This is a genomic window from Methylosinus sp. KRF6 (genome assembly GCF_018887255.1).
In the GTDB taxonomy this organism is placed as follows: Bacteria; Pseudomonadota; Alphaproteobacteria; order Rhizobiales; family Beijerinckiaceae; genus Methylosinus; species Methylosinus sporium.
Window position 1 is genome coordinate 2397549 of the sequence record NZ_JAHLJF010000001.1, and the last position, 25825, is coordinate 2423373.

At 63.6% G+C, this 25825-nt stretch carries 27 protein-coding genes; 12 read left to right on the forward strand and 15 right to left on the reverse strand.

Annotation, left to right across the window (positions count from 1 at the left end; genetic code table 11):
- The first annotated feature begins 123 nt into the window (after positions 1 to 123).
- Positions 124 to 2670, forward strand: a complete 2547-nt coding sequence (locus tag KP010_RS11585) for an NACHT domain-containing protein (protein ID WP_216280904.1) — start codon at positions 124 to 126, stop codon at positions 2668 to 2670.
- A gap of 158 nt (positions 2671 to 2828) precedes the next feature.
- Here the strand turns inward: KP010_RS11585 and KP010_RS11590 are convergent, their stop codons facing one another.
- Positions 2829 to 3542 (reverse strand): spermidine synthase, encoded by a 714-nt coding sequence (locus KP010_RS11590; protein WP_142861527.1) that lies wholly within the window; start codon positions 3540 to 3542, stop codon positions 2829 to 2831.
- A gap of 231 nt (positions 3543 to 3773) precedes the next feature.
- On the opposite strand from KP010_RS11590, the gene KP010_RS11595 reads away from it, so the two are divergent.
- A complete protein-coding gene (locus KP010_RS11595; protein ID WP_142861526.1) occupies positions 3774 to 4031 on the forward strand; it encodes a type II toxin-antitoxin system Phd/YefM family antitoxin in 258 nt (85 codons plus the stop codon).
- Positions 4031 to 4441: a type II toxin-antitoxin system VapC family toxin gene (locus KP010_RS11600; RefSeq protein ID WP_142861525.1), complete on the forward strand. Its 411-nt coding sequence runs from the start codon at positions 4031 to 4033 to the stop codon at positions 4439 to 4441. Before KP010_RS11595 ends, KP010_RS11600 begins: the two co-directional genes overlap by 1 nt.
- A gap of 169 nt (positions 4442 to 4610) precedes the next feature.
- On the opposite strand, the gene KP010_RS11605 is transcribed toward KP010_RS11600, so the two are convergent.
- Positions 4611 to 5033, reverse strand: a complete 423-nt coding sequence (locus KP010_RS11605; RefSeq protein ID WP_142861524.1) for a type II toxin-antitoxin system VapC family toxin — start codon at positions 5031 to 5033, stop codon at positions 4611 to 4613.
- Positions 5030 to 5329, reverse strand: coding sequence for a type II toxin-antitoxin system Phd/YefM family antitoxin (locus tag KP010_RS11610; RefSeq protein ID WP_142861523.1), 300 nt, complete (start codon positions 5327 to 5329; stop codon positions 5030 to 5032). Before KP010_RS11610 ends, KP010_RS11605 begins: the two co-directional genes overlap by 4 nt.
- Before the next feature lie 763 nt (positions 5330 to 6092).
- On the opposite strand from KP010_RS11610, the gene aspS reads away from it, so the two are divergent.
- The 3 genes from aspS to glcF all read left to right on the forward strand — a co-directional run bounded on the left by aspS (position 6093) and on the right by glcF (position 10408).
- Positions 6093 to 7871: an aspartate--tRNA ligase gene (gene aspS / locus KP010_RS11615; protein ID WP_142861522.1), complete on the forward strand. Its 1779-nt coding sequence runs from the start codon at positions 6093 to 6095 to the stop codon at positions 7869 to 7871.
- A gap of 72 nt (positions 7872 to 7943) precedes the next feature.
- Positions 7944 to 9119 (forward strand): glycolate oxidase subunit GlcE, encoded by a 1176-nt coding sequence (glcE, locus tag KP010_RS11620; RefSeq protein WP_142861521.1) that lies wholly within the window; start codon positions 7944 to 7946, stop codon positions 9117 to 9119.
- An 8-nt stretch (positions 9120 to 9127) separates the two neighbouring features.
- Complete coding sequence (glcF, locus tag KP010_RS11625; protein ID WP_142861520.1) at positions 9128 to 10408, forward strand: glycolate oxidase subunit GlcF; 1281 nt, start codon at positions 9128 to 9130, stop codon at positions 10406 to 10408.
- Between the two features lie 10 nt (positions 10409 to 10418).
- Here the strand turns inward: glcF and trpS are convergent, their stop codons facing one another.
- Together trpS and glpE are read right to left on the reverse strand one after the other, a co-directional pair.
- Positions 10419 to 11453 (reverse strand): tryptophan--tRNA ligase, encoded by a 1035-nt coding sequence (trpS, locus tag KP010_RS11630; RefSeq protein ID WP_108917481.1) that lies wholly within the window; start codon positions 11451 to 11453, stop codon positions 10419 to 10421.
- 84 nt (positions 11454 to 11537) lie between these two features.
- Positions 11538 to 11849: a thiosulfate sulfurtransferase GlpE gene (gene glpE / locus KP010_RS11635; RefSeq protein WP_142861519.1), complete on the reverse strand. Its 312-nt coding sequence runs from the start codon at positions 11847 to 11849 to the stop codon at positions 11538 to 11540.
- A gap of 364 nt (positions 11850 to 12213) precedes the next feature.
- Here glpE and rplS point away from each other — a divergent pair, with 364 nt between their 5' ends.
- Together rplS and KP010_RS11645 are read left to right on the forward strand one after the other, a co-directional pair.
- Positions 12214 to 12618: a 50S ribosomal protein L19 gene (gene rplS / locus KP010_RS11640; RefSeq protein WP_216280905.1), complete on the forward strand. Its 405-nt coding sequence runs from the start codon at positions 12214 to 12216 to the stop codon at positions 12616 to 12618.
- Positions 12619 to 12712: 94 nt separating this feature from the next.
- On the forward strand, positions 12713 to 13159 hold the full coding sequence (locus tag KP010_RS11645; protein WP_142861518.1) for a hypothetical protein: 447 nt from the start codon (positions 12713 to 12715) through the stop codon (positions 13157 to 13159).
- A 4-nt stretch (positions 13160 to 13163) separates the two neighbouring features.
- On the opposite strand, the gene KP010_RS11650 is transcribed toward KP010_RS11645, so the two are convergent.
- Positions 13164 to 13583: a glyoxalase/bleomycin resistance/extradiol dioxygenase family protein gene (locus KP010_RS11650; RefSeq protein ID WP_142861517.1), complete on the reverse strand. Its 420-nt coding sequence runs from the start codon at positions 13581 to 13583 to the stop codon at positions 13164 to 13166.
- Position 13584: 1 nt separating this feature from the next.
- Complete coding sequence (locus KP010_RS11655; protein ID WP_246659677.1) at positions 13585 to 14586, reverse strand: small ribosomal subunit Rsm22 family protein; 1002 nt, start codon at positions 14584 to 14586, stop codon at positions 13585 to 13587.
- A 137-nt stretch (positions 14587 to 14723) separates the two neighbouring features.
- On the opposite strand from KP010_RS11655, the gene leuC reads away from it, so the two are divergent.
- The gene (gene leuC, locus KP010_RS11660) at positions 14724 to 16133 is read left to right on the forward strand and encodes a 3-isopropylmalate dehydratase large subunit (protein ID WP_142861515.1); all 1410 of its coding nucleotides are present in this window, start codon (positions 14724 to 14726) and stop codon (positions 16131 to 16133) included.
- A 7-nt stretch (positions 16134 to 16140) separates the two neighbouring features.
- On the forward strand, positions 16141 to 16566 hold the full coding sequence (locus tag KP010_RS11665; protein WP_142861514.1) for a metallopeptidase family protein: 426 nt from the start codon (positions 16141 to 16143) through the stop codon (positions 16564 to 16566).
- A gap of 9 nt (positions 16567 to 16575) precedes the next feature.
- Here the strand turns inward: KP010_RS11665 and KP010_RS11670 are convergent, their stop codons facing one another.
- From KP010_RS11670 to KP010_RS11695, 6 genes are all read right to left on the reverse strand, one after another.
- The gene (locus KP010_RS11670; RefSeq protein ID WP_142861513.1) at positions 16576 to 17586 is read right to left on the reverse strand and encodes a sensor histidine kinase; all 1011 of its coding nucleotides are present in this window, start codon (positions 17584 to 17586) and stop codon (positions 16576 to 16578) included.
- 42 nt (positions 17587 to 17628) lie between these two features.
- Positions 17629 to 19221: an ATP-binding protein gene (locus tag KP010_RS11675; RefSeq protein ID WP_142861512.1), complete on the reverse strand. Its 1593-nt coding sequence runs from the start codon at positions 19219 to 19221 to the stop codon at positions 17629 to 17631.
- A gap of 113 nt (positions 19222 to 19334) precedes the next feature.
- A complete protein-coding gene (locus tag KP010_RS11680; RefSeq protein WP_108917472.1) occupies positions 19335 to 19979 on the reverse strand; it encodes a sterol desaturase family protein in 645 nt (214 codons plus the stop codon).
- A gap of 8 nt (positions 19980 to 19987) precedes the next feature.
- On the reverse strand, positions 19988 to 20983 hold the full coding sequence (locus KP010_RS11685) for a fatty acid desaturase (RefSeq protein WP_142861511.1): 996 nt from the start codon (positions 20981 to 20983) through the stop codon (positions 19988 to 19990).
- Entirely contained in the window at positions 20980 to 22173 is a 1194-nt protein-coding gene (locus KP010_RS11690; RefSeq protein WP_142861510.1) for a hypothetical protein, read from the reverse strand. The genes KP010_RS11685 and KP010_RS11690 overlap by 4 nt, the downstream gene beginning before the upstream one ends.
- Positions 22174 to 22306: 133 nt before the next feature.
- Positions 22307 to 23548, reverse strand: coding sequence for an aminotransferase class I/II-fold pyridoxal phosphate-dependent enzyme (locus tag KP010_RS11695; RefSeq protein ID WP_142861509.1), 1242 nt, complete (start codon positions 23546 to 23548; stop codon positions 22307 to 22309).
- 213 nt (positions 23549 to 23761) lie between these two features.
- On the opposite strand from KP010_RS11695, the gene ccmA reads away from it, so the two are divergent.
- The gene (gene ccmA / locus KP010_RS11700; RefSeq protein ID WP_185966380.1) at positions 23762 to 24433 is read left to right on the forward strand and encodes a heme ABC exporter ATP-binding protein CcmA; all 672 of its coding nucleotides are present in this window, start codon (positions 23762 to 23764) and stop codon (positions 24431 to 24433) included.
- Positions 24430 to 25101, forward strand: coding sequence for a heme exporter protein CcmB (gene ccmB / locus KP010_RS11705; RefSeq protein WP_142861508.1), 672 nt, complete (start codon positions 24430 to 24432; stop codon positions 25099 to 25101). The genes ccmA and ccmB overlap by 4 nt, the downstream gene beginning before the upstream one ends.
- A gap of 5 nt (positions 25102 to 25106) precedes the next feature.
- Here ccmB and KP010_RS11710 read toward each other — a convergent pair whose 3' ends face one another.
- Both KP010_RS11710 and KP010_RS11715 read right to left on the reverse strand, forming a co-directional pair.
- On the reverse strand, positions 25107 to 25496 hold the full coding sequence (locus KP010_RS11710; protein ID WP_108917467.1) for a HEPN domain-containing protein: 390 nt from the start codon (positions 25494 to 25496) through the stop codon (positions 25107 to 25109).
- On the reverse strand, positions 25493 to 25810 hold the full coding sequence (locus tag KP010_RS11715; protein ID WP_142861507.1) for a nucleotidyltransferase domain-containing protein: 318 nt from the start codon (positions 25808 to 25810) through the stop codon (positions 25493 to 25495). The genes KP010_RS11710 and KP010_RS11715 overlap by 4 nt, the downstream gene beginning before the upstream one ends.
- Positions 25811 to 25825 lie beyond the last annotated feature (15 nt).

Below are 25825 nucleotides of genomic sequence, written 5' to 3' on the forward strand. Positions count from 1 at the left end.
GCGCAGCCGTTTGCCGACAAGGAATTCCTAACATATGCTCCGTGGCGGGAGAGCGCCTTGGTCCGGACGATCGAGCCTTTGAACTTCGCTCGTGTGGCAGAAAATTTCTTGGAGGACGCAGCGATGTTGGAACTCGATTTTACAGCAGATACTCTTCCCCCTGCGATCAGACGGCTTTTCGAGTTGAACGGCTATGATGTTAGAGAAAACATCCATATACATGGAGCTCAAGTCGACCTTATTGCAGAATCGAAGGCAAGCCCATTCGCTCCTACCATATACATAGAGGCTACGGTTGAATATGTGAGCAATACAAAATATGCAAAGGACTTGACGAAATTTGCCTTGTTACAAAAGCAGGACGCATCATGTGTCTGCCTGCTAATTTCGAGCAACGGGTTTACAGCTGAGGTACGAGAGCGCGCGACGGCAACCGGCATAAAAACAATGACTTATACAGAGTTATTTAGGTCGTTTGAAAAGTTCTCGTATTATGCAGATCGAATCCTGGAAGATCGTGAGCTAAAACAGTTTGAAAACTCCTATGAAGAACCTTTTTTTGACGATTCGAATGGTCACGAACGCGCGACCGATTGGATCATGTCGTGGGCGTCAGACAACTCGACAGACAGGCGTTGGATAATAGTACTGGGGGAATATGGAACAGGCAAGACAGCGCTTACTCAGGTGATACAGAGGCGCTTAGTAGAGAAATATAGAAAATCACCAGATGAGCCAATTCCATTGCGGATTGAGCTCCGTGATTTTTCGAGACAATTTGATTCTCGGACTCTGTTGCATCATTTCTTGGATACAAACGGGCTGACGCATATCTCAATCGATTTTCTTCTTCAGTTGATTCGTACCGGTCGTGTTATCCTGCTATTGGATGGATACGACGAGATGGCTCAATTTCTAAATACGCGTGAGAGGAGGGCATGCCTAAGCGCCCTGGCGGACCTAGCTTCTGGGGGAGCGAAGGGAGTGCTTACTAGCAGGCCAAACTATTTTACGGAATCCGAGGAGTTTCACGTTTTCGAGGCGTTATATAAGATGTTTAAGGACAATGAATACTATATTAGCAAGAGCGATGAAGGCTATCTGGAAACAGAGAGATGCGTTGACATTGCAGTTACTCGATTGCTTTTAAACAGGTTTGAAAGAGTTCTACAAGATCTATCCCCGGCGCAAACATTGGCTCTAGTAGAAAGAAAGCTAAAAGATGACTTAGCTGGCCAGGGGATCGTTATTTCAATTCTTAAGTCTGTTTTTCGTACGATTTCTGGTGAAAATCGCTCTCTTTCTGGTAAGCCGGTAATAATTACGTACTTGCTAGATCTCATTGATGAATTGAAGGCTCAGCCGGAAGAAGAAATGAATGGCAATCCAAGGGTGTTGGGGGAGTGGTTTATATATAAAATGATAATTGATAGATTGATGTTAAGAGATCAAAAGAGGACGCCTGGAATTGAGCCGAAGATTCGGAGGGCGTGCCTTCATCAGCTGGCAATTATTATTTCTCAAAGAGATGTTAGGGTTGCAACAGACGGTGTATTTTATTCAATCATTGATCAGGAGTTCAGGGCGCATTTGAGAGTTCTTGATGCAGACCACCGAGTATCGGAAAGAATCTCATTGTTTGAGAATCTTAGAAGCTCAGCCACTCTCACTAGATCAACAGAGAACTCTCAGGCTGGGTGGGCGTTTTCTCACAATTCTCTGAGAGAATATCTAGTTGCTGAATATTTTATTGGAAAATGCAGGGCCAGGGATTTTCCGGATATAAAAGTTCCCATCTCTGAGCCAATGAAATCGTTTGTCGCCTCAATGGACAGGAGTGTAATAGAAAGCTGTATTAGTTCAATTACAGCGGTGTGGCCGTATCGAGAAGCAAAGCCATCGCTTGGTAACTATGTATGCCTATTATGGGAGGCCTTTGGGAGACTTGGCGATGGTCAAAAAACAGATAGCGTTTTGAAGAAATTTGGAGGTGGAGACCTGCTTATGGATTCAATACGTGTTCAAGAAATCAGCTTCAACATAAACAATTTAAGTTCAAATAAAATATCTATAAATATGAGAAACTCTGAGGTATCGCGCTTGTCGTTTGGCGCGCTCGATCTATCAAATAGTGCATTCGAAAATTCTTTGTTAGATTCTATCTTGTTCTCCGACTGCAATCTGACTTCTAGCAGCTTTGATGGATCTCTTATATATGAGTGTGACTTTTCAAATTGCGTTTTTGAGGGCGCGTCATTTAAGGCGTTGGCTGAAAAGCCATGTATATACGTAAGCATAAATGGCAGTAGGGTATATCTTGAAGGAAATAATGCTTATGGATACCTGAAATATCAAGGAGCTATAGTTGATGAAATAGATGATTATTTTGTTTACGGTCATCATCCAAAATTCGACATTGTAGCAAAGATTCTTGAGAAGCTAGCTGAGCAGCCACTACGTGAAATTCGAGGGCTTACGCAAAGAGGCGTGGCTCGCGATGATCCGCCTTTTGCCCGGGAGTTCGTTGATTTTATGATAAGAAAAGGGATGGTCGAAGTCATCAGAGCCGAGGCCGTCAGGACTACACCGATAGGAAGGGAGCTGGTCACAGAATTTGTACATGAACGCCTTCCAGAACCTTTTAGCGAGTTTTTGGAACAACGACGATAAGCGCAGATGCAGCGAGTCTGGCCAAAGTCTGGTCGAGAGAACCGATGCCGCTGCCCTGCCTAACCCACGCGGACGCCGATTCTTGAGCATCCAAAGCGGGGAGGGGTTCCACTCTGAGAGTGTTCGCGCGGCTGCGCGAGTGTCCCGAGCCTTCCGCGTCAATCCGGATATGCGTCCGCCCGCGTCCGGGCCGGCGCATCGGCGCGCGTGGCGAGCCAGATCACATGCCGCGCGCCGCCGTCTCTGCCTCTGGCGCGCGTCCTCACCTCCTCCATGCCGAAGCCGGTCCTGCGCAGCCGTACGGCAAAATCACGATCCGGAGCGCAGGACCACACGGCCAGCACGCCGCCGGGGCGCAGCGCGGCGCGCGCCGCCCGCAATCCTTCGACGCCATAGAGCCCGCCATTGGAGTCGCGCGTGAGGCCCTCGGGGCCATTGTCGACGTCGAGGAGAATGGCGTCATAGCTTCCGCGGCCGGAGCGGATCACTCGCCCGACATCCTCCACCTCTATGCGCACGCGCTCGTCGGTCAGGCTGTCGCCGAACAGCTCCGCCATCGGCCCCCGCGCCCAGGCGACGACGGCCGGCACGAGCTCGGCGACGACGATCTGCGCCTTCGCCCCGAGCGCGCCCAGCGCGGCGCGCAAGGTAAAGCCCATGCCGAGACCGCCGATGAGGATGCGCGGCTGCGTCTTCCCTGCGATTTTCGCGCAGGCGAGCGTCGCCAGCGCCTCCTCCGAGCCGCTGATGCGGCTGTTCATCAGCTCGACCGTGCCGAGCCGAATGGAAAATTCCGCGCCCCGCCGCCGGAGCCGCAGCTCGCCCTCGCCGCCGGGCACGGTAGCCGTATCGAGGAGGGTCCAGGGGATCATGGGTGCTCTTTGGTGGGCGGGGCGGGCGCTTTCAGTGGAGCGGTGATAGCCCGAGGCGAGATTCGGCGTCCAGCACCCGAGCGATTGGGAAATTTTTCCTCATCCTGAAGAGCCGGCGAAGCCGGCGTCTCGGAGGGCGAGGAAACCGTCTGCGCCGCCTTCGCTTCGCTCGTCGCTTGCGCCGATGCGACAAAATAACTAGTTATCTGACTGGTCAGCAGAGGGCGCATCATGAAGAGCTGGGCTGTCCAGGACGCCAAGGCGCGATTCAGCGAGCTGTTGGACGCGTGTCTCCACGACGGTCCGCAGATGGTCACGCGGCGCGGCGCGGAGGCCGCTGTTCTGGTCCCGATCGGCGAATGGCGCAGGCTTCGTCAATCCGCGCCGCCGACATTGAAGGCCCTGCTCCTGTCCGACTCGGCGCGCGGCGATCTGGATTTGCCGGAGCGGGGCGCCCGGCGTCGTCGGCCGCCCCGCGGCTTCGATTAATGTATCTCTTGGACACGAATGTCGTCTCGGAATTGCGGCGCGCGCGGCCGCATGGCGGCGTCATTGCCTGGCTCGAGAGCGTCGCCGACCATGACCTTTATTTGTCGGCCGTGACGATCGGCGAGATTCAGGCGGGGATCGAGATCACGCGCGCGCGCGACGCCGAACGCGCGGCTGCGATCGAAGCCTGGCTGGAGCAGGTCGCGGCGACCTATAATGTGCTGGCCATGGACGCGCCCGCTTTTCGCCAATGGGCGCGTCTCGTGCATCGCAAGCCGGATCGGCTGATCGAGGATGCGATGATCGCCGCAACGGCGATCGTCCACGGGCTCACCGTCGTCACGCGCGATATGCGGGATTTCGAAGCACTGCGGGCGCCGACGCTGAATCCGTTCGAGTGGAAGGCGTGATGGCGGCCTCTCTCGCCCAGCGACAACCCTTGATCATATCATATTAAGATGGTCGCGGACACAATCCCCAGAGCGACGTAATGCATAATTCAAGACCTTCGGCGCGCGCGCCGATCCCGGACCAATCAATGGTTTGCACGATGTCGAAGTCAGGCGCGAAAAGGCGCCCTCACCGCCACGGGTCGAGCACTTGCGCGCGCGCCCGCGCGAATTCGGCGGCGTCGCGCGTCACCACTGTCAAGCCGTGATGCAGCGCCGTCGCCGCGATGAACAAGTCCGGTTGCGAGAATGTGTGTCTGGATTTGCGGCCGTCCTCGACGAGCAGCCGCCATTTGAGGATCACATCCTCGCTCACGGGCAGCACGCGCCGCTCGAACATCGGACGTACCTTGTGCGTCAGCCAGTCGCCGAGTTCGGCGCGTCGCGTCGCGTCTTCGACGAGCTCGATCCCGAAGCGAATCTCGGCGAGCGTGACCGTGCTGACATAGAGCAGATCGAGCGGCTGCGCGGCGATGAAGGCGACGACCTTCGCTTCGGGTCTGGGGCGGCGCAGCTCCGAGAGAATATTCGTGTCGAGCAGCCAGCCCGTCACAGCTCGACGTCACGCACCGGCGCCCGCTCGCGCCTCGGCTCGATGTCGATGTCGCGGTAGGGCGAGGACTGCATGGCGGCGATCAGGGCCTCGCCGGTTCTCTCGCCCTCGAGACGGCGAAACTCGTCGGCGGCGACGACGACCACTTCGTCGCGTCCATGAATGGTGACGTGCTGCGGCCCCTCGCTGCGAACGCGCCGCACCAGCTCGCTGAAGCGCGCCTTGGCGTCCTGCAGCGCCCAACGGCTCGGCGGGCGAGGCGGCTTTGGTGGAGTTGGTCGGGCCGATCTGGTCATGCTGACTAGATTATCACGCGGGGGCGCGAAGGAAAGCCTCTTGACGCTCTCGGACTAATTTCCTATCTTTCTCCCTGCCTCCGCCGATGGGGCGTCGCCTTGAAGGGTAGGCGGCGTCGGCGGGGGCGCGGTTCGCAAGGGCGAGGGCAGACCCTCTCTCGTCTCGAGCGACGCCACGCCGCCGGCGCGACTTCTCCTTCGTGCGGAGGCATGTGGGAACACATGCGAAAGTCGGCCGAATTTCCGAGGCTCGCGCGGGCATAGACTACCCGAAAGGGGAAAACAACCCTGAGCCCGCAGGCGGCGAACAGAAAAGGCGGCCGTGGTCCGGGATGCTTTCCGGCTTCGATGCGCGTCTCTTTTTTACGCCACGGCCGAAACGGAGCCGCGGCGTCCCGGCCCTCCCATCCTCCCGCGCCGGATTCCGGCGGCGGGGCGCCTCTTCGTGTCTTCGTGGTTCGAATTTCACCATGAAGACACCAAGGTCAGACCCTATAGGCGAAGGACGAAGTTCCCAATCCCCTCGTCCTGAGGAGCCCGCGAAGCGGGCGTCTCGAAGGACGGCCGCAGCGAGAAACCCATGAATTCGGCTCGCGACCGTCCTTCGAGACGCCGCCTGCGGCGGCTCCTCAGGACGAGGGTCGGGGATTCGCTCCTTCACCCGATCGAGACACGAGCCGCCCCGCCGCTTGACACCGCCCCTTCCCCCTGCGCTTCTCCGCGGCTAGAAACATCCCTCCCTACGAACACAAAGACACTCGAGATGCATCGCTATCGTTCGCATAATTGTGGAGAGCCGCGCGAGGCACATGCCGGCGAGAAAATCCGGCTCTCCGGCTGGTGCCACCGCATTCGCGACCACGGCGGGGTTCTGTTCATCGATCTGCGCGACCATTACGGCCTCACGCAATGCGTGGTCGATCCCGATTCGCCGGCCTTCAAAGCCGCGGAAAGACTGCGCTCCGAATGGGTCGCGCGCCTCGACGGCGAGGTGCGCAGGCGCCCCGCCGGCACCGAAAATCCCGACATGCCGACCGGCCTCGTCGAGGTCTATGTCACCGAGATCGAGGTGCTCGGCCCCGCCGCCGAGCTGCCGCTGCCGGTGTTCGGCGACCTTCCCTATCCCGAGGAGACGCGGCTCAAATACCGCTTCCTCGACCTGCGCCGCGAGAAGCTGCACGCCAATATCATGCTGCGCGGCCAAGTGATCGATTCGCTGCGCCAGCGCATGAAGTCCCAGGGCTTCTTCGAGTTCCAGACGCCGATCCTCACCGCCTCCTCGCCCGAGGGCGCGCGCGACTTTCTGGTGCCCTCGCGCATTCATCCCGGCAAATTCTACGCGCTGCCGCAGGCGCCGCAGCAGTTCAAGCAGCTCTTGATGGTGGCGGGCTTCGATCGCTATTTCCAGATTGCGCCCTGTTTCCGCGACGAGGACGCCCGCGCCGATCGCAGCCCCGGCGAGTTCTACCAGCTCGATATCGAAATGAGCTTCGTGACGCAGGAAGACGTGTTTGCTTGCGTCGAGCCCGTGCTGCGCGGCGTGTTCGAGGAATTCGGCGGCGGCAAGCCGGTGACGCAGAGCTTCCCCAAGATCGCCTTCCGTGACGCCATGCTGAAATATGGTTCCGACAAGCCGGATTTGCGCAATCCGCTCGTCATTGCCGATGTGAGTGAAGAATTCGCGCGCGACGATGTGAGCTTCAAGGCCTTCAAGGGCAAGGTGGTGCGCGCCATTCCGGCGCCGGGCGCGGCCGCGCAGCCGCGCAGCTTCTTCGACAAGCTCAATGATTGGGCGCGGTCGGAAGGCGCGCCGGGCCTCGGCTATATCATCTTCGACGAGGAGAATGGCGCGCTCGTCGGCAAGGGCCCGATCGCGAAATTCATCCCGCCGGAGGCGCTGGCCGCGCTCGCCGCCAAGGGCGGCGTGAAGGCCGGCGATGCGCTGTTCTTCTCGGCGGGCGAGGAGCTGAAGGCGGCAAAGCTCGCCGGCGCCGCGCGTCTGCGCATCGGCCACGAGCTCGGGCTTTCCAAGACGGACGTCTTCGAATTCTGCTGGATCGTCGACTTCCCGATGTATGAGTACAACGAGGACGACAAGAAGATCGACTTCTCGCACAATCCGTTTTCGATGCCGCAAGGCGGCCTCGAGGCGCTCGAGAGCAAGAACCCGCTCGATCTTCTCGCCTATCAATACGACATCGTCTGCAACGGCGTCGAATTGTCTTCGGGCGCGATCCGAAACCATCGCCCGGACATTATGAAGAAGGCCTTCGAGATCGCCGGCTATGGCGAGGATGTGCTGATCGAGAAATTCGGCGGCATGTATCGCGCCTTCCAATATGGTGCCCCGCCGCATGGCGGCATTGCGCCGGGCGTCGATCGCATCGTGATGCTGCTCGCGGGCGAGGAGAATTTGCGCGAGGTTGTGCTGTTCCCGATGAATCAGCGCGCCGAAGACCTGCTGATGGGCGCGCCCTCCGAGGCGACGGCCAAGCAGCTGCGCGAGTTGCACATAAGACTGAACCTGCCCGAGAAGGGCTGAGTCTCGCCGCCGCTATCCTTCTCCCACTCCTGGGAGAAGGAGTCGCGCGGCGCGACTCGGGAAGCACGTCACATGCGCCTGACGCCGAGAGACGAAGCCGACGTCGCCGAGGCCATCCGCGCCGCGCTCGCTCGAGATGCGCCTTTGTCGATCGAAGGCCATGGCTCCAAAGCCGCGCTCGGACGCGCTGCGCCGCACGAGCATGTGCTCTCGCTCGCCGCGCTCACCGGCGTCACGCTCTATGAGCCGCGAGAGCTGGTGCTGACGGCGCGCGCGGGAACGCCCTTGCGCGAGATCGTCGCTTTGCTCGATGCGCAAAATCAGCAATTGGCCTTCGAGCCGATGGATCATGCGGCGCTGCTCGGCGGCGCGCGCGACGACGCCACCATCGGCGGCGTGATCGCCGTCAACGCCTCCGGCCCGCGACGGATAAAGGCGGGCGCGGCGCGCGATCATCTGCTCGGCTTTCGCAGCGTCACCGGCCGCGGCGAGATCGTCAAATCCGGCGGCCGCGTGATGAAGAATGTCACCGGCTATGATCTTTCCAAGCTCGTCGCCGGCTCCTATGGCACGCTCGCCGCGCTCACCGAGCTGACGCTGAAGGTGCTGCCCAAGGTGGAGACGGAAGAGACCTTGCTGCTCTCCGGCCTCGGCGAGGAGAAGGCCCTCGCCGCTCTGCGCAAGGCGTCGGGCTCGCCCTATGAAGTCTCGAGCTACGCCTATGATCCGCGCAGCGACGCGGCGGCGCTGCGGCTCGAGGGGCCTCAGATTTCCGTCACGACGCGTCGCGACGATCTCACGCGCTTTCTCGCCGATTTCGGCGGCGCGACGAGCGTTCTGCAAGCAGACGAAAGCCGCGCGTTCTGGACGCGCCTTCGCGACGCCGAGCCGATCGCGGGGGAGGGCGTCATATGGCGCGTCTCGCTCGCGCCGACCGACGGCTTCGCTTTCGTCGAGCGGCTGCGCGGGGCCGGCGCGCCGCTCGTAGCGCATCTCTATGATTGGGCCGGCGGCCTCGTCTGGCTGCGGCTCGAGACGGCGGCGGACGCTCATGCGACGGCCATACGCGCGATCGTCGATGCGCTCGGCGGCCATGCGACGCTGATCCGCGCCGACGCCGATATTCGCGCGCGCGTGGATGTGTTCCATCCGCAGCCTTCCGCTCTCGCCTCGCTCACGCGGCGCGTGAAGGAGGCGTTCGATCCGCGCTTCATTCTGGAGCGCGGCCGCTTGCGCGCGGAGTTCTGAACGCGACGATGCTGACGCATTTCTCCCCCGATCTGCTCGCCGATTCCGACATGTCGCAGTCGGAGAAAATCCTGCGCGCCTGCGTCCATTGCGGCTTCTGCACGGCGACATGTCCGACCTATCTGCTCACCGGCGACGAGCTCGATTCGCCGCGCGGGCGCATTTATCTGATGAAGGAGATGCTGGAGAACGGCCGCGCTGCAGACGCGCGCACCGTGCGCCATGTGGACCGCTGCCTCTCCTGCCTCTCCTGCATGACGACATGTCCGTCGAGCGTGCATTACATGCATCTCGTCGATCATGCGCGCGCGCATATCGAGAAGACCTATCGGCGCCCTTTCTTCGATCGCATGTTGCGCGCGACGCTCGCTTTTGTGCTGACACGGCCGGCGCTGTTCCGCCAGTCCATGCGCGCCGCGGCGTTGGCGCGTCCTTTCGCGGGGCTGCTGCCGCGACGCCTGCGGGACATGATCGCAATGGCGCCGGCCCGTCTACCCGCGCCGTCGCCGATCGATCGCCCGCAGATCCTCGCCGCGCAGGGCGCGCGCAAAATGCGCGTCGCGCTGCTGAGTGGCTGCGCGCAGACCGTGCTCGACACGAAAATTCATGAGGCGACAGCGCGGCTGCTGACGCGTCTCGGCGCGGAAATAGTGGTGGCGGAAGGCGCCGGCTGTTGCGGCGCGCTGCCGCATCATCTCGGCAAGAGCGCGGAGTCACATGCGCTCGCGCGCCACAATATCGAGGCCTGGACGCGCGAGATCGAATGCGGCGGGCTCGATCACATCGTCATCGACACATCCGGCTGCGGAACGACGGTCAAAGACTATGGCCATATGTTCCGCGATGACCCCGCGCTCGCGCAAAAGGCCGCGCGCATCGCCGCAATGGCGCGCGACGTGACGGAGATCGTCGCCGCTCTCGATTTCGCGCCGTCGGTCGATGTCGGACGGCTGCGCGTCGCCTATCATTCCGCCTGCTCATTGCAGCATGGGCAGAAGATCGCCGATCTGCCGATGGAGCTGCTGCGCCGCGCCGGCTTCGAGGTCGTTCCCGTGCCCGAGAGCCACATCTGCTGCGGCTCGGCGGGAACCTATAATCTCCTGCAGGGCGAGCTGGCGAGCGCGTTGCGCGAGCGCAAGGTCGCCAATATCCGATTGGTCGCGCCGCAGGCCATCGCCGCCGGCAATCTCGGCTGCATGATTCAGATCGGGCAGGGGACGGCGATTCCCATTGTCCATACGGTGCAATTGCTGGACTGGGCGAGCGGCGGCCCGAAGCCGCTCGCCTAAAGCAGATCGGTCAGCGCAAAAAGCCGACGATATCCTTCACCGCATCCATATTCGTGCGCGCCAGTTCCCGCGCCCGCGCGGAGCCGTCGCGCAGCACATCGTCGATATAGGCTGCGTCCGCCATCAGCTTGCGCATCTCGGCGGTGATCGGCGAGAGCTTCGTCACGGCGAGGTCGACGAGGGCGACTTTGAAAGTCGAGAAATTGGAGCCGCCGAATTCGCCGAGGACATCGGCTTTCGTGCGCTGCGACAGCGCCGCGAAAATGCCGACGAGATTATCCGCCTCCGGCCGTCCCTCGAGGCCTTTCTCCTCCGACGGCAGGGCGTCGGGATCGGTCTTGGCCTTGCGCACCTTCTGCGCGATCTGATCGGCGTCGTCGGAGAGATTTATGCGCGAATAATCGGACGCGTCCGATTTCGACATTTTCTTCGTGCCGTCGCGCAGGCTCATCACGCGCGTCGCCGGGCCGGAGATCAGCGGCTCCGGCAGCGGGAAGAAAGCGTCGTTGAAGCCGTTGCGCGCGATCGATTCGGCGAAGTCGTTGTTGAACTTCTGCGCAATGTCGCGGGCGAGCTCCAAATGCTGCTTCTGATCCTCGCCGACCGGCACATGGGTGGCGCGATAGAGCAGAATGTCGGCGGCCATCAGCACCGGATAGTCGAGCAGGCCCATGGAGGCGTTCTCGCGATCCTTGCCGGCCTTGTCCTTGAACTGCGTCATGCGGTTCAGCCAGCCGATGCGGGCGACGCAATTGAGCACCCACGCCAGCTCGGCGTGCTCGGCCACCTGGCTCTGATTGAAAACGATGTTCTTCTTCGGATCGATGCCGCAGGCGATGAAGGCCGCGGCGATCTCGCGCGTGTTGTTGCGCAGCGCGATCGGGTCCTGCGGCACGGTGATGGCGTGCAGGTCCACGACGCAATAGAGGCAGTCGAAGCTCTGCTGCAGCTCGACGAATTTGACGATCGCGCCGAGATAATTGCCGAGATGCAGATTGCCGGTGGACTGCACGCCGGAGAAGACGCGCTGCAGAAAGCTGGTCATGAGGAGCGCCGAGTGGTTGAGGCCGGCGGCCCTTATGACAATGCGGGCGCCCGAGCGCAAGAACCCGAGCGCAACTATCCCGCCTCAGGCCCGCTCGGCCGCCGCCCAGGCCTCATAGCCGCCGTCGAGGCTGTAGACCTCGGCAAAGCCCATATCGGCGAAGATGCGGGCGTAGGACTGGCTGGAATTGCCGTGATAGCAGCAGACGATGACCGGCTTGTCCTTCGGCGTCTCGAAGAGATAATAGTTCATATCGTCCTGGGAGGCGTTCTCCGCGCCCTCTATGTGGCCGCGCGCGAAGGATTGCGGGTCGCGCACGTCGAGGACGAGCGTCTCGCCGCGGCTCATCACGTCGCGCGCGGCGGCGACGTCGATCCTGCGAAAGTCTTGCGCCATTGTTCGGTCTCGCGCTTTCAAATGGCGCCCTCGGCGCCGCTCCGGCCGCGCCATGCGAAGACGGGGCCAACCGGCCGAACGAGAAGAGCCGGCGGAGGAGGCGCTCCCACCTCCCCCTCGAGGGGGGAGTCGAGCGCCGCAGGCGCTCGGGAGGGGGTGATGCCCCGAGTCTTTCGGTGGAACCCCACCCCGAAACGCTTTGCGGTCCGACCCTCCCCGTGACAGGAAGCTGGGCGCGCGCTCCTCTCGCTCTCGACAATCGGCGCCGCCTCGTGTAAGGCGACGCGTCCAAATCAAAACAGCGTCCCGAAACGCTCGCCAGAGCCGCCGCGGCGGCAAAAGGCGAAACGGCAGGAGTTTTTTCATGCCCTCTATCATCGAGCAACTCGACGCCGAGCAATCGGCCCGCCTTCTCGAAGGCAAGTCGATCCCGGAATTCCGCCCCGGCGACACCGTCATCGTCAATGTGAAGGTGAAGGAAGGCGACCGCTCCCGCATCCAGGCCTATGAGGGCGTGGTGATCTCCCGTCAGGACGGCGGCCTCAACGAGGCCTTCACCGTCCGCAAGATTTCTTATGGCGAGGGCGTGGAGCGCGTGTTCCCCCTCCATTCGCCGCTCGTCGACTCGATCAAGCTGGTCCGCCGCGGCAAGGTCCGCCGCGCCAAGCTCTATTATCTGCGCGACCGTCGCGGCAAATCCGCCCGCATTGCCGAGCGCATCGACAATAAGGCGAAGGCCAAGGACAAGCCGGCCCCTGCGGCCGAGTAAGGCTCCCGGAGCCTTTCCCGACATTGCGAGTTTGGCGGAGCGATCCGGCGGTAGGCCGCAGGATCGCTTTCGTCGTTTCCATGTGAGAAAATCGATGAGCAAAATCCTGTTCTGGGATTTCGAGGGCGTCGTAGCGCGCCGCGATCCGGATTGGCGGCTCGTGGAAGGCGCGGCGGAGACGCTGGGGGCGCTGGCCGCCAAGGGCTGGACTCATATCGCCTTCGCTGCGGGGACGCAGGATCTCGCCGCTGTGGCGGAAGGGCTCGGGCTCGCCGGCAGATTCGCCGGGCTCTATGACGCCGGCGAGGGCGCGGAGCCGCTGGCGCGGGCGATCGAGGCCGCGCGGCCTTTCGATCAGGCTTTCGTCATCGCCGCCAGCGTGTCCGGCGCCGTGATGCCGGCGCGGGCGGCTGTGGTTCCGTCCATTCTGGTCGGCGACGCCTCGCCGCTGGCGCAATTCTGCTGCGAAAAGCCGTCGGAGATCGAGCTGGCGCTCGAAACCTGGACGTCGATGCGGCGGTCTTTCTTCGTCGAGCCGTGAGCGATCAGGCGCCGTTGCGCGAGTCGAGCGGCGCGTTCAATATCCATCTGTGGCCGAAGGGATCGCGCAGCGCGGCGTAGCGCGTGCCCCAGAATGTATTGGTCGGCTGCGTCTCGACCTTGGCGCCGAGCTGGCTGGCGCGAGCGACGATATCGTCCACTTCCTGCGCTTTGTCATATTCCAGGCTCACCGAGGCGGTGACCTGCTCGCCGGGCAGCGGCATTCTGGCGTGGCCCAATTCTGGAAAGACGTCGGCGAGCATGACCGAGCCGCCATTGATGGCGAGCTCGCAATGGGCGATGCGCATTCCATCCACGGAAGGCATCAGCGCCCTTTGCTGCGCGCCGAAAGCCGCGCTGTAGAAAGCGATCGCGCCGGCGGCCGGCGAGACGGTGAGATAGGGCGCGACCCTCGGGCGCTGCATGTCATTCCCTCGCCGGTGTTTCCCCTTGGACGACTTCGTCGCCCCAGTCTTTCTTTTTTATAGGCGCGAAGGTCTGTTTATCGCGCTTTGGCGCCGTAACTTCTTCGATTCCCGCCATAGTGCAAAGCTTTATCCTTAATCCATGCTTTAGAACCTCCGGCCGCGCCAGCAGACGGGCCGGGGCCGGCGCGATCGCTGCCTCCTCTCTCGTCGCCGCCAGATAGGCGAATTTCTCGTCCTCGAAGGGCGCGTCGGCGCCTTTGAGTAGCTTGTGGTCGCGCGAGCGGGCGAGCCGCACAGAGAAATGACACCAGTCCGGCGGCTGCAGCAGGCAGGGGGCCGAATGCGGGCAGGGCAGGGAGACGCGCGCGCCCGAGGCGATGAGCCGCGCCCGCATCCGCATCAGCCGCGCATGATCGCGCGGCGTGCCGGGCTCGACGAGGATCAGAACGCCGGCGCAATTCGCCCAGGCGGCGTCGATGGCGTGGTCGAGGCTGCTTTCCGCGATCTCGGTCAGCGCATAGCTGGCGACGACGAGATCGAAAGGCGCGCCGAGCGCGGGCGGCGCGGACAGATCGCCGGCGATGATTCGCGCCTTCTCCGAGGTCGCGTCGGCGAGCCGGCGGGCGAGCGCGAGAAAGGGCTCGCTACGGTCGAGCAGCGCATTCTCGTCGATCTGCGGCCAGATCGCACGTGCGGCGAGGCTCGCGGTCCCGAGGCCGGCGCCGAGGTCCAGCATTCGGCGCGGCGAGAAATCCGGCGCCCGCTCCGTGAGCCGGCCGAGCACATGGACGGTCGCCGCATAGGTGGCCGGAAGCCGATAGAGGGCGTAGGCGAGAGCGTCGTCCTCGCAGAGGATCGCCTGCGCCGTCGTTCCGCCGGTGCGATAGACGGCGGAAATGCGCGCCGCCCGCTCCGCCAGAGCCCGGCGCGAGCGCTCGTCCAGCAGGCGTTCCAGCGCCGCCGTCAGCTCCTGTGGCGGCGCCGTCGATATTCGCGTCACGTCGAAGGGACCTCCCGCTGGGGCGACGGCGAGATTACATGCTTCCAAGCCGCCCATGTTGCGAGTAGAACAGCCTACCCGGTTCGGTCGAGGCCGAATTACGGTTCTTTTTACGGCTCGGAGCAGGAACGAGACAAATGGCAGGACGCCCGCGCACGCTCTACGACAAGATCTGGGACGATCATGTGGTTCACGAGCAGGAGGACGGCGCGTCCCTCATCTACATCGATCGCCATTTGATTCATGAGGTGACGAGCCCGCAGGCCTTCGAGGGGCTGCGCACCTCCGGCCGCAAGGTCCGCGCGCCGGGCAAGACCCTGGCCGTCGTCGACCATAATGTGCCGACGACCGACCGCTCTCTGCCGATCACCGATCCCGAGAGCAAGGCCCAGGTCGAGCAGCTCGCCATCAACGCCGCGGAATTCGGCGTCGAATATTACAATGAGCATGATTCGCGTCAGGGCGTCGTCCATATCGTCGGCCCGGAGCAGGGCTTCACTTTGCCCGGCACGACGATCGTCTGCGGCGACAGCCACACCTCCACCCATGGCGCCTTCGGCGCGCTCGCCCATGGCATCGGCACCTCGGAGGTCGAGCATGTTCTGGCGACGCAGACGCTGATCCAGAAAAAGGCCGCCAACATGCTGGTGCGCGTCGACGGCAAGCTGGCCGAGGGCGCGACCGCCAAGGACATTATTCTCGCCATCATCGGCGAGATCGGCACCGCCGGCGGCACCGGCCATGTGATCGAATATGCGGGCGAGGCGATCCGCGATCTCTCGATCGAGGGCCGCATGACTGTCTGCAACATGTCGATCGAAGGCGGCGCCCGCGCCGGCCTCGTCGCGCCGGATGAGAAGACCTATGAATATCTCCGCGGCCGGCCCAAGGCCCCGCAGGGCGAGGCCTTCGACGCCGCCGTCCGCTATTGGGAGACGCTGCGCTCCGACGAGGGCGCGCATTACGACCGCGTGATCGTGCTCGACGCCGCCGCTCTGCCGCCGACCCTCACCTGGGGCACCTCGCCCGAGGATGTGATGCCGATCACCGGCCTGGTGCCGACGCCGGACAGCGTCGCCAATCCGGCCAAGCGTCAGGCCATCGCTCGCGCGCTCGAGTATATGGGTCTCGGGGGCGGCGAGAAGGCCATCGACATCGCCATCGATCGCGTCTTCATCGGCTCCTGCACCAATGGCCGCATCGAGGATCTTCGCGCCGCCGCGGCGGTCATCGCCGGCAAGCAGATCAACGCCAAGGTCAACGCCATCGTCGTGCCGGGCTCTGGTCTCGTGAAGGCGCAGGCCGAGGCGGAGGGGCTGGACAAAGTGTTCACCGCCGCCGGCTTCGAATGGCGCGAGCCGGGCTGTTCCATGTGCCTCGCGATGAATCCGGATCGTCTTGCGCCGGGCGAGCGCTGCGCCTCCACCTCGAACCGCAATTTCGAGGGCCGCCAGGGCTTCAAGGGCCGCACCCATCTCGTGTCGCCGGCCATGGCGGCGGCGGCGGCCATCGCCGGCCATTTCGTGGACGTTCGCAGCTGGAGGTAAGTCTCGCATGGCCTCGCCTCTCGACGACAGCGCTCTCGCCCAGCTCCGCGCCCCTTCGCTCGAGGACCTCGAGGTTCTGGCCGATGCGGCTTTCGCCTCGCTGCCGTCGCGTTTCACGCGGCTCTGCGAAGGTCTCGTGATCCATGTCGAGGATTTCCCGGACGAGGAAATCCTCGAGGAGATGGAATGCGAGACCGAGTTCGATCTCTTGGGGCTGTTCCGCGGCCAGGGTCTCGCCCAGCGCGATGCGACGGGACATACCGGCGAGCCGCCGAACATGATCTGGCTCTATCGCCGTCCGCTCCTCGATTATTGGGCGGATGGCGAGGACACGCTGCAAGAGGTCATCACCCATGTCCTGGTGCATGAGATCGGCCATCACTTCGGCCTCTCCGACGAGGATATAGAGGAAATCGAGCTGCGGGCCGGGTGAGCGTCCGCCTCACCCCGTCGGCGCGGGAAAACGTAGCTCGCAACGCAGGCCCGTCCCACGGGCCTCGATCGTGACCGAGCCGCCGAGCTGCTGGCCGAGCGAGCGCGCCAGCTTCTGCCCGACGCCGGCGCCCTTCGCTTCGGCCGAGACGGGCCCCACGCCGTCATCCTCCACCGTCAAAGTCAGATCGTCGCCGTCGCGGCTCAAGCGCACGCGCACCGTTCCGGGGCGATCCTCGGGAAAGGCGTATTTCAGCGCATTGCCGACGAGCTCATTGACGATCAGCGCGACCGCGCGGGCTTCGTCCACGCCGAGCGCGCAATCGGCCACCTCCGTCCGCAGCGCGATCGGCCGCACGCCGACGAGCGCCAGCCGAAGATTGGCGCAGAGATCGCCGATGAGCGGCTTCATCGACACATCGGACATGTCGCCGTGCTGGAGCAGCGCATAGACGCGGCTCATCACGGCGATGCGGCTCGCCGCCGCGAGCAGAGCAGCGCGCGCGCTTTCGTCGTCGAGAGCGCGCGCCTCGATCTGCAGCATGGAGCCGGCGAATTGCAGATCATTCTTCGTGCGATGCGCCATCTCTTGCAGATACAGCCGCCTCAATCGCTCGGTCTTGGTCGCCAGCGCCTGGGCGGCGGCGGTCTCGTCGTCGCGCCGGTCGATCGCGTTCGAGAATTCTTGCAGCACATAGACGACGAAGAGTGCGACGCAGATGAACAGCACGAGCGCGAGCGCTTCCGCCGGGTCGGAGACGGCGAAGCCTTCTCCCTGGAACAGGAACAAGGCGGCGAGCGCGGCGCTGAAGGCCGCCGACCAGCCGCCGGCCTCGCCGCCGAAAAACAGGGCGGACAGCAGAACGGCGGGCAGAAACAAGAGCAGCTCGCCGGGCGGCAGCCGGTCGCGCAGCAGCGCCAGCAGCGCGAGCGCGGCCAAAGTGAGGCTGGACGCTCCGAGATAGCGCATCCAGCCGGTTAGGGCGCGGCAGCGCGCGGCGAGCGCGAAAAGCTCATGCATGATCTGGTCTCGGTCGCATCTCGTAAATCCAGGGCGCGGCCGTCAGCTCGGCAAGCGCATCGTCACCTCGAATGTCGCGCCCTGTAGCGGCTGCGACCGCGCGGTCAGCATCCAGCCGTGGCGATCGGCGATCGTCTTGCAAATGGCGAGACCGATGCCGGTGCCGGGATAATCCGATTTGCTGTGCAGGCGCTTGAACGGCTCGAAGATGGCTTTCGCATATTTCGCCTCGAAGCCGACGCCGTCGTCCGAGACGGAGAGGCGGAGCAGCCCGTCCTCGACATGGCCGGCGATGGCGATGCGCGGCGTCTCCCCCTGCCTTCGGAATTTGATCGCATTGCTGACCAGATTATGCATGAGCCGCGCGAATTGCGGAGGGTCCGCCTCGAACTGGACCCGCGGCGCATCGAGGGTCACATCTGCCTTCGATTCCTCGATCAGCTCGGAGAGGTCGGTCAGAGCCGATTGGATCTCGACGCGCAGCTCGCGCCGCTGCACCTTCAGCGGGGCGTCGACGATGCGTGAATAGACGAGCAGATCCTCCACCAATTCGCGCGCCCGCAGCGCCGAGCCGCGCATCACCTCGCTCGCATAGGAAATGTCCTTCTGATCGGAGGCGGAGACGGCCGCGTCGAGCATTTGCGAGAAGGCCACGATCTTGCGCAGCGGCTCCTGCAGATCATGCGAGGCGACATAGGCGAAGCGGGCGAGCCGCTCATTGGCGCGCTCGAGCTCGACGATGCGCTGTTCCAATGCGCGCTCGGCCTCGAGCCGTGCCGCCTCCTCGCGCTTGCGCTCCGTCACATCCTGCGCATAGCCGTGCCAGACGGTGGAGCCGTCCGCCTGACGCACCGGCTGCGCCTGCGTCTCCAGCCAGATCGTTCCCTTGGTGGGATGGCTGTAGCGGAATTCTTCGCGCAGCAGCGTCATCTGCGCCGCCGAACGTGCGAAGCTGGCGCGCATCCGTTCGGCGTCGGCGCCGTCGATGCGGCGGAGCATGGGCGCGGCGTTGGCGGAAATCTCATCCGGCGCGACGCCGAAGACGGTGCGCACATTCTCGGCGAGATAGGGGCAGGAGCTGAAGCCGCCCGTGTCGAGCCGGAAGGAGAAGACGACTCCCGGCGCCGCCAGCGCGACATTGCCGAACTGCTCGACGAGCCGCGCATTCTGCGCCGCGAGCCGCTCCATCGCATGGCGCGTCTCGAGGTTGTCGATATGGGTCAGCGTGCGCTGGAAGGCTTCGCCGACGACGACGATGAGGCCGTTGGTCGTGAGGAAGGTGGCGAAAGCGAGCGCATCCTCGAGGCCCTCGATCCGCGCGATCCAGAGCTGGGCGACGGCGGCGCTGAGGAGCAGCGTCAGAGCGCCGGACACAGCGCCGCCGGTGAAGGAGGCGACGAGGACCGGGAGATAGAAGGTGACATAGGTGTGGCCGCCGCTCTCGCCGGCGATGAGCAGCCGCCAGACGACGCCCGCGGCCGCGGCGAGCAGGCCGATGGCGATGCGCCAGGACAGCGAGGAGCGATACCAGCGTACGAGCCGCGGCGCGAGCGCGACGAAGATCGCGCGGATACGGCCATGCTCGGCGCGCGGCAGATCGGAACTCGCCACAGGCGGACCTTTGAGGCTCGACATGGTTCGGCTCGCTCGAGGCGCGGCGGTCGCCTGCCTATGCGTCCTATGCGCCGGCGCCTCGGCTCATTTATGACCGAAAGCGGCGCATAGTAGGTCCTGCGACGATAAGCCCGTCACACCGCGCGGTTTCCGGGCGTCTGGCCCTGCTCGTAATTGGTGCCGAACACATAGTCCCACCAGATCGCATGAACGCCGAAGCCGCGCTCGGGATCGCGGAAATGATGCAGCATGTGCAGGCGGCGCACCAGATGGCCGAGCTTGGATTTGGGCTGGCCGTGATGCGTCCAGTAATGCACGCAGTCATAGAGCACATAGCCCGCGATGAAGCCCGCCAGCATGGGCCAGGCGAAATCGCCGCCGAAGACGAGGCGGATGAGCGAGAGCGCGATCAGCATGATCGGCGTCGACAGCAGCGGCGGCATGACGAGCCGCAGCGGATCGCTCGGATAGATGTGATGCACGCCATGGATGAGGAACTGGAAGCGCGGCCCGAGCCCGAAGGGCAGCGGAAACACCGTATGGAACAGGAAGCGATGGCCGAAATATTCGGTGAGCGTCCAGGCCGCATAGCCGGCGACGAAGGCGAGGAGGATATAGCCCGCGCTCGCATAATTGCTCGCATAGGCGATCAGCCAGAGAATGATCGGCCCATAGACGAGCGGCGGGGTCAGATGATGGACGCGCGAATATTTGTCGAGAAGGTCGCTCTCGAAGAGGCGCGGCGAGGCGTCGAGCGCCTCGTGTTCGGTCGCAGTCATGGGAAACTCTACTCCGCCGGGACGGGAACGAGCTGCGCGGCGCTGGCGGCCTCCACATTGGCGGAGCGCGTCCGCAGCGAATAGCGCGGGTCGAAGACAAAGGTGACGAGCAGGGCGAACCACGAATAATGCGCGCCGAGCGGCTTGTAGAACTCGGGCGCCATTTCGGTGAGCTCCGGCAGGCGGCGCCAGGGAATCTCGTGAAAGTCGTGATGCTCGTTGTGATAGCCGATGTTGAGCGCGACTTTGTTGAGCGGGCCGTAATAGTCGAACGTGCCCTGATTGGGGCCGAAGGCGAAATGCTCCTGCACCCAGCGCGCGCTCAAGGGATGCAGCCCGCCGACCGAGAACCAGAAGGAGAGGATCAGATAGAGCAGCGCATTGGGGCCGAAGGCCCAGAGCACGAAGACGTCGAAGAGCAGGATGACGGCCGCGTTGATATAGGTCCACAGGCCCATGATCGGCACAGTGCCCTTGAGCCGCGACAGGCGCGCCAGCTGGATCGCCGGGAAGAAGAACAGCCACAGCGCCTTGCGCCATGTGCTGTCGCCCACCCATTCCACTTCCCAATGGCTCGGAACGTCGGCGTCGTAATCATAGGCCGACAGATGCGAGTGATGCTTGATGTGATAGCAGCGAAAGCCCATCGCCGTCGGAAAGGCGTTGGGCAGATCGGCGAGCAGAGCGGTGAGCTTGTTGTAGAGCGTGTTGTCGAACACGCAATTATGGATCGCGTCATGAATGGCGACGAAAGCTGCGTGATTGGCGAAGGCGCCGACACAAATGGCGAGCAGCAGGGTCAGCGGCCAATAGGAGAGGCCGAGCCAGCCGAGAATGGCGGCGATCAGCAGCTGGCCGGCGAATATGCCGGCGGTGATCTTGAAAGTGAGATCGTCCTTGCCGAACAGCGTCCTCACTTCCGGATGCGCCTCGAGAATGAGGCGGCGACGCTCGACATGCGAGCGATCGGCGGAGGACGTCGAAGAAATCGAGATGACATTCATGGAGTCGCCTCTTCTCTCACAGCCTCGGTTGCAGCGGGCGGCGCGCCCGCCACGCGCTTCTCATAGACGCGGTGAATCTTGTCGATTTTGCCGCCGAACATTTCGATCGGCTTGCGCATACCCATATTGTCCTCCAGCACCCAGCCGGCCTCGAGCGCGACGATGCTGGCGTCGACGCAGCTGCGTCGCCGCATGTCCTCGATCAGCGACAGCAGGATCGCGCCGCCCGTGGCGCTGTTCTGCAGCGTCTTGCGCGTGCCGAGCAGCAGCAGGCGCGCGGTCGAGAATTTGTGCTTGCGGATGCGCGAGATCAGCTTGAACAGATTGAACGGCAGCAGCTTGCCGTCGAAATCGGCGGTGATCTCGTGCAGATTGGGCAGCGCCACCGCGAAGGAGACCGGCGCGCCGTCGAATTCGAGCACAATGCCGAATTCCGGCGGCATCACATATTTCATGAGGTCCGCGAAGCCGTCGAGCTCGTCCTTGCCGAGCGGCACATAGCCCCAATTGCCGCGCCAGGCGTCGTTGAAGAGATCGGACATCAGCGCGGTTTCGCCCTGCTTCAGATGATCGCGATCGAGCTGGCGAATCTTCAAGCGGTTGCGCCATTCCGGGCGATCGGCGATGCGGCGTTCCTTGCTGAGATCCTGCTCCGCGGAGAGATGCCGGTAGGAGATCAGATCCTTCGCCTTGTCATAGCCCAGCGCCTCGATGAGCCGCGACAGATAGGGAGGATGCCAGGGCATCAGAAACATCGGCGTCGCTTCGAAACCGTCGATCAGCATGCCGCTTTCGCCATTGATGTCCGGCGAGAAGGGGCCGACGATGGTCTCCGCGCCGCGCGCGCGAAGCCATTCCTCCGCGGCCTGCGTCAGCGCGCGCACCACCTCTATGTCGTCGATGGCGTCGAGCGAGCCGAATTGCCAGCGCGAGGTGGAGACGGGCTGAATCTCGGGCTTATAGACCTGCGCGCCGATGCGGCCGACCCATTTGCCGTCCTTGCGCGCCAGAAACTCCTGCGCGTCGACATGCTTGAAATGCGGATTGAGCTTGTGGCTGTAGAGATTCCAGCGCTCGGCGTCGAGCGAAGGCGCGAAGCCTTTCTGGCCCTTATAGATGAGACGCGGCAGCTTGCAGAAGGTCAGGAAGCGCAAAAGATTATCGACAGGAACAATCTCGATGCCGGCCATAGCGAACACCTATCGAGCTAGAGAAGCGAGCGAAAGCTGGCATATCGACGCGGGAGAGCGGCGCGAGTGGGGAGCAGGCGGTCGCGAGCGGCGGCCTGCGTTTCTCTACGCCCCGCTCACTCCCTCGTTACCCTCACAGGCTCGCGCCCGCCATCGCCTTTTTCACCAATTCATGCGCCTCTGCGGCCACCGGCGGCAGATCGCGCAACGCGTCGAGCACGGCGCGAATCTCATCCTCGGAATGATTGGCGGAAAGGAAGAAGCGCAGACGCGGTTGGTCCTTGGGCACGCCGATCTGCACGATCGGCGGCACATAGAAGCCGAGGCCGAGCAGATGCTGCGAGGCCCACATGGTCTCGACGCTGTCCTGGAACAGAATCGGCACCACGCCGCGGCCGATCGCCGGCCCGGTGCTCAGCTTATTGGCATGGGCGTAGTCGCGGAAGAGCTCCGCGTTGCGCGCGAGCTTGCCGACGCGCCAGCTCTCCTCCTGCATCAGCCGCAGAGCGGTGCGCGCCGAGGCGAGAATCACCGGCGAGAGGCCGACGCTGTAGACGAAGCCCGGCAGCGTGTAGCGGAACCAGTCGATGACCGGCTTTTTCGCGCAGACGAAGCCGCCGCAGGAGGCGAGAGTCTTCGACATTGTGCCGACGACGAGATCGAGCCGGCCGGGATCGACGCCCTGCAGCTCGGCGAGGCCGCGGCCCGTCTCGCCCAGCACGCCGAGCGAATGGGCTTCGTCGACCATCAGCCACGCGTCGTGGCGGTCTTTCAGCTCCACGAGGCGCGGCAGATCGGCGGTGTCGCCGTCCATGCTGTATATGCCCTCGACGACGATGAGCACATGGCGGAAGTCCTCTCGCTTCTTGGCGAGGAGATGGTCCAGATGCTCGAAGTCGTTGTGGCGGAATTTGATGACCTCGGCCGGCGAGGCTTCGCAGCCGGCGACGATGCTGTTGTGGGCGAGTTCGTCGATGAACAGAGCGTCGCGCTTGCCGAGCAGCCAGGAGATGGTCGTCACATTGGCGAGATAGCCGGAGACCAGCGTCAGCGCCGCCTCCATGCCGAGAAATTCGGCGATCTCCGCCTCGAAGGGCTTGTGCGTCGAGCGCTCGCCGCCGACGAGGCGCGAGGCCAGCGCGCCGACGCCGAGCCGATGCAGCTCGCGATCGGCCTCCTCCAGAATCTTGGGGTGATTGGCGAGGCCGAGATAGTCGTAATTGGCGAAGCTGACGAAATGCGTCCCCTTCGCCTCGAAATCGGCGCGAAGCCGATCGATCTGCGCGAAGAAGGGATCGTGATATTGGAGGAGCGCATTGCCGGCGAAACGAAATCGTCTCGATGCGTAATCCGAAAGGCTGTTATGCTTCGCCACTTAGCGCGTCATCCTCGAATCTTCGGCCGCACGCTTCTGTCGCGGCGCGGCGCCTCGTTGCAAGCCGGCGCCCGATTCCTCGGAACGCCCGCGATCGGCCCGCAGGCTTAGCATCCTTCGGCGCCCTAGCGCCAGCGAAAGCATCGTGCGGCCGGAGGCGGTCGGGCGGGATGGAATTCCCCTGCGGCGCGACTTGCTCTATTGGCTCTGCCGATGACCGACATTCCGCATCCTCCGTCCCGTCCCCATGCCGAGCGCGCCTCCGCCCTGCGCCTGCGGGTGGAGGATCTCGCCATCGCCCGCGGCGGGCGGCGCGTGCTCGCGGGACTCGGCTTTACGCTCGCGAGCGGGGAGGCGCTGATCGTCACCGGCCGCAACGGCGCCGGCAAATCGACGCTTTTGCGCGCGCTCGCGGGGCTTTTGCCGCGTCTTTCCGGCCATATTGCGATCGAGGGCGCCACGGAGGCGGAGGAGCCGGCGACGCTGCTGCATTATCTCGCCCATGCCGATGGGCTGAAGGCGCCGCTCACCGCCCGCGAGAATCTGGAGTTCTGGGCGCAATTTCTGAGCGAGGAGCCGGATCGGCGCAGCCTCGCCCCGGCGGAGGCGCTGGAGCGCGTAGGGCTCGCGCATCTTTCGGAGACGCCGGTCGCCATGCTCTCCGCCGGGCAGAAGCGCCGCATCGCGCTCGCCCGTCTGCTGGTGGTTTTCCGGCCGCTCTGGCTGCTCGACGAGCCGACCAGCGCGCTCGACGCCGCCTCGCGGGTGCGGCTCGCGCGGCTGATGACGGAGCACCGGGCGCTCGGCGGAATGATCATCGCCGCCACTCACGAGCCGCTCGGCCTCGAGGATGAGCGCGAGCTGGCGCTGGGAGCGAATTCGTGAATTCTCCGCTTCTCGCTATCTTCCTGCGCGATTTGCGCGTCGCTCGCCGCATCGGCGGCTCGGCGACCATGGGGGTCGTGTTTTTTCTGGTGATGGTGTCGATCGTCCCCTTCGCCATCGGTCCGGACCCGAATCTCCTCGCCCGCATCGGCCCGGCGATCTTGTGGATCGCGGCGCTGCTGGCGAGCCTGCTCTGCCTCGATCGGCTGTTTCAGGCCGATCTCGAGGACGGCTCGCTCGATCTCTTCCATCTCGGCCGCGCGCCGCTCGAACTGGCGGTTCTGGCGAAATGCGCCGCCCATTGGGTGACGACCGGCCTGCCGCTGACGCTCGCTGCGCCCTTCCTCGGCCTGATGCTCCAGCAGGAGGAGACGGCGCTCGCCGCCGTGACCTTGACGCTGCTGGCCGGCACGCCGGCGCTGACGCTGATCGGCGCCATCGGCGCGGCGGCGACGGTGACGCTGCGCCGCGGCGGCCTGTTGATGGCGCTGCTGGTGCTGCCGCTGACGATTCCGGTGCTGATTTTCGGCGTCTCGGCGGCGGAGGCGGCGACGGGCGGCACAGTGTCCTTCGCCGCGCCTTTCGCTATTTTATGCGCGATCAGCCTCGGCGCGCTGGCGCTCTGCCCCTTCGCCGCTGCGGCGGCGCTGCGGAGCGCGGGGGAGTAGAGGCGTCACTCTCTAGCCAGCAAAGCCGCTATGCTATCGATGAAGTGCGTCGCCGCCACGATCGCCTCTTCTGCGTCAGAGGGCGTGACATCGGCGCCGGGACCGGCGCCATAGTCGCTGATTTCCTTGTAAATATAGGCTTTCGCGAGGAATTTCGGCAGCGACTTGTCGATCGCTCCGCTGTCTTTCGCCAGACGAGCGAACTCGGCTCTCGCGCCGGAGTGGGTCTTCACGCTCTTTCCGGTCGCTTCGATGATGAAGGCTTCGGCTGCGTGAAAAGCGGCGTAATAAGCGCAACGAGCGGCGACTTTGGAGAGTCCGATCGCGGCGATCTTTCGGGCGTCGCTCAGATCCTCGCGCGCCTTCTCGAGAAAGTCGGCGGCTTCCGCTTTCACAGATCGACGCCTTCGCGTCGTAGCTCTCCCATCAGCGCGGTCGGCTCGCGATAGGCTGCTGCGATGAAGGGCAGGGCGTTGATGACGGCCCCGGTGTCGTAGAGAATGTCTGTCTCGATCTCGGCGATCCGATCCGCCTCGCGGCCGAAGCTCTCCATATCCGTCAGAAAAATCGCCACGTCATAATCGGAATCGGGACGCGCGTCGCCGCGCGCCCTCGAGCCGAATAGCACGACTCGTTCGAGCCGCGGGCCGTAAGCCTCGCCGAGCGCGGCGCGGAAGCGGCTCATGATCGGATCGATTGCTGTCGTCATCGGCCGAACATCGCT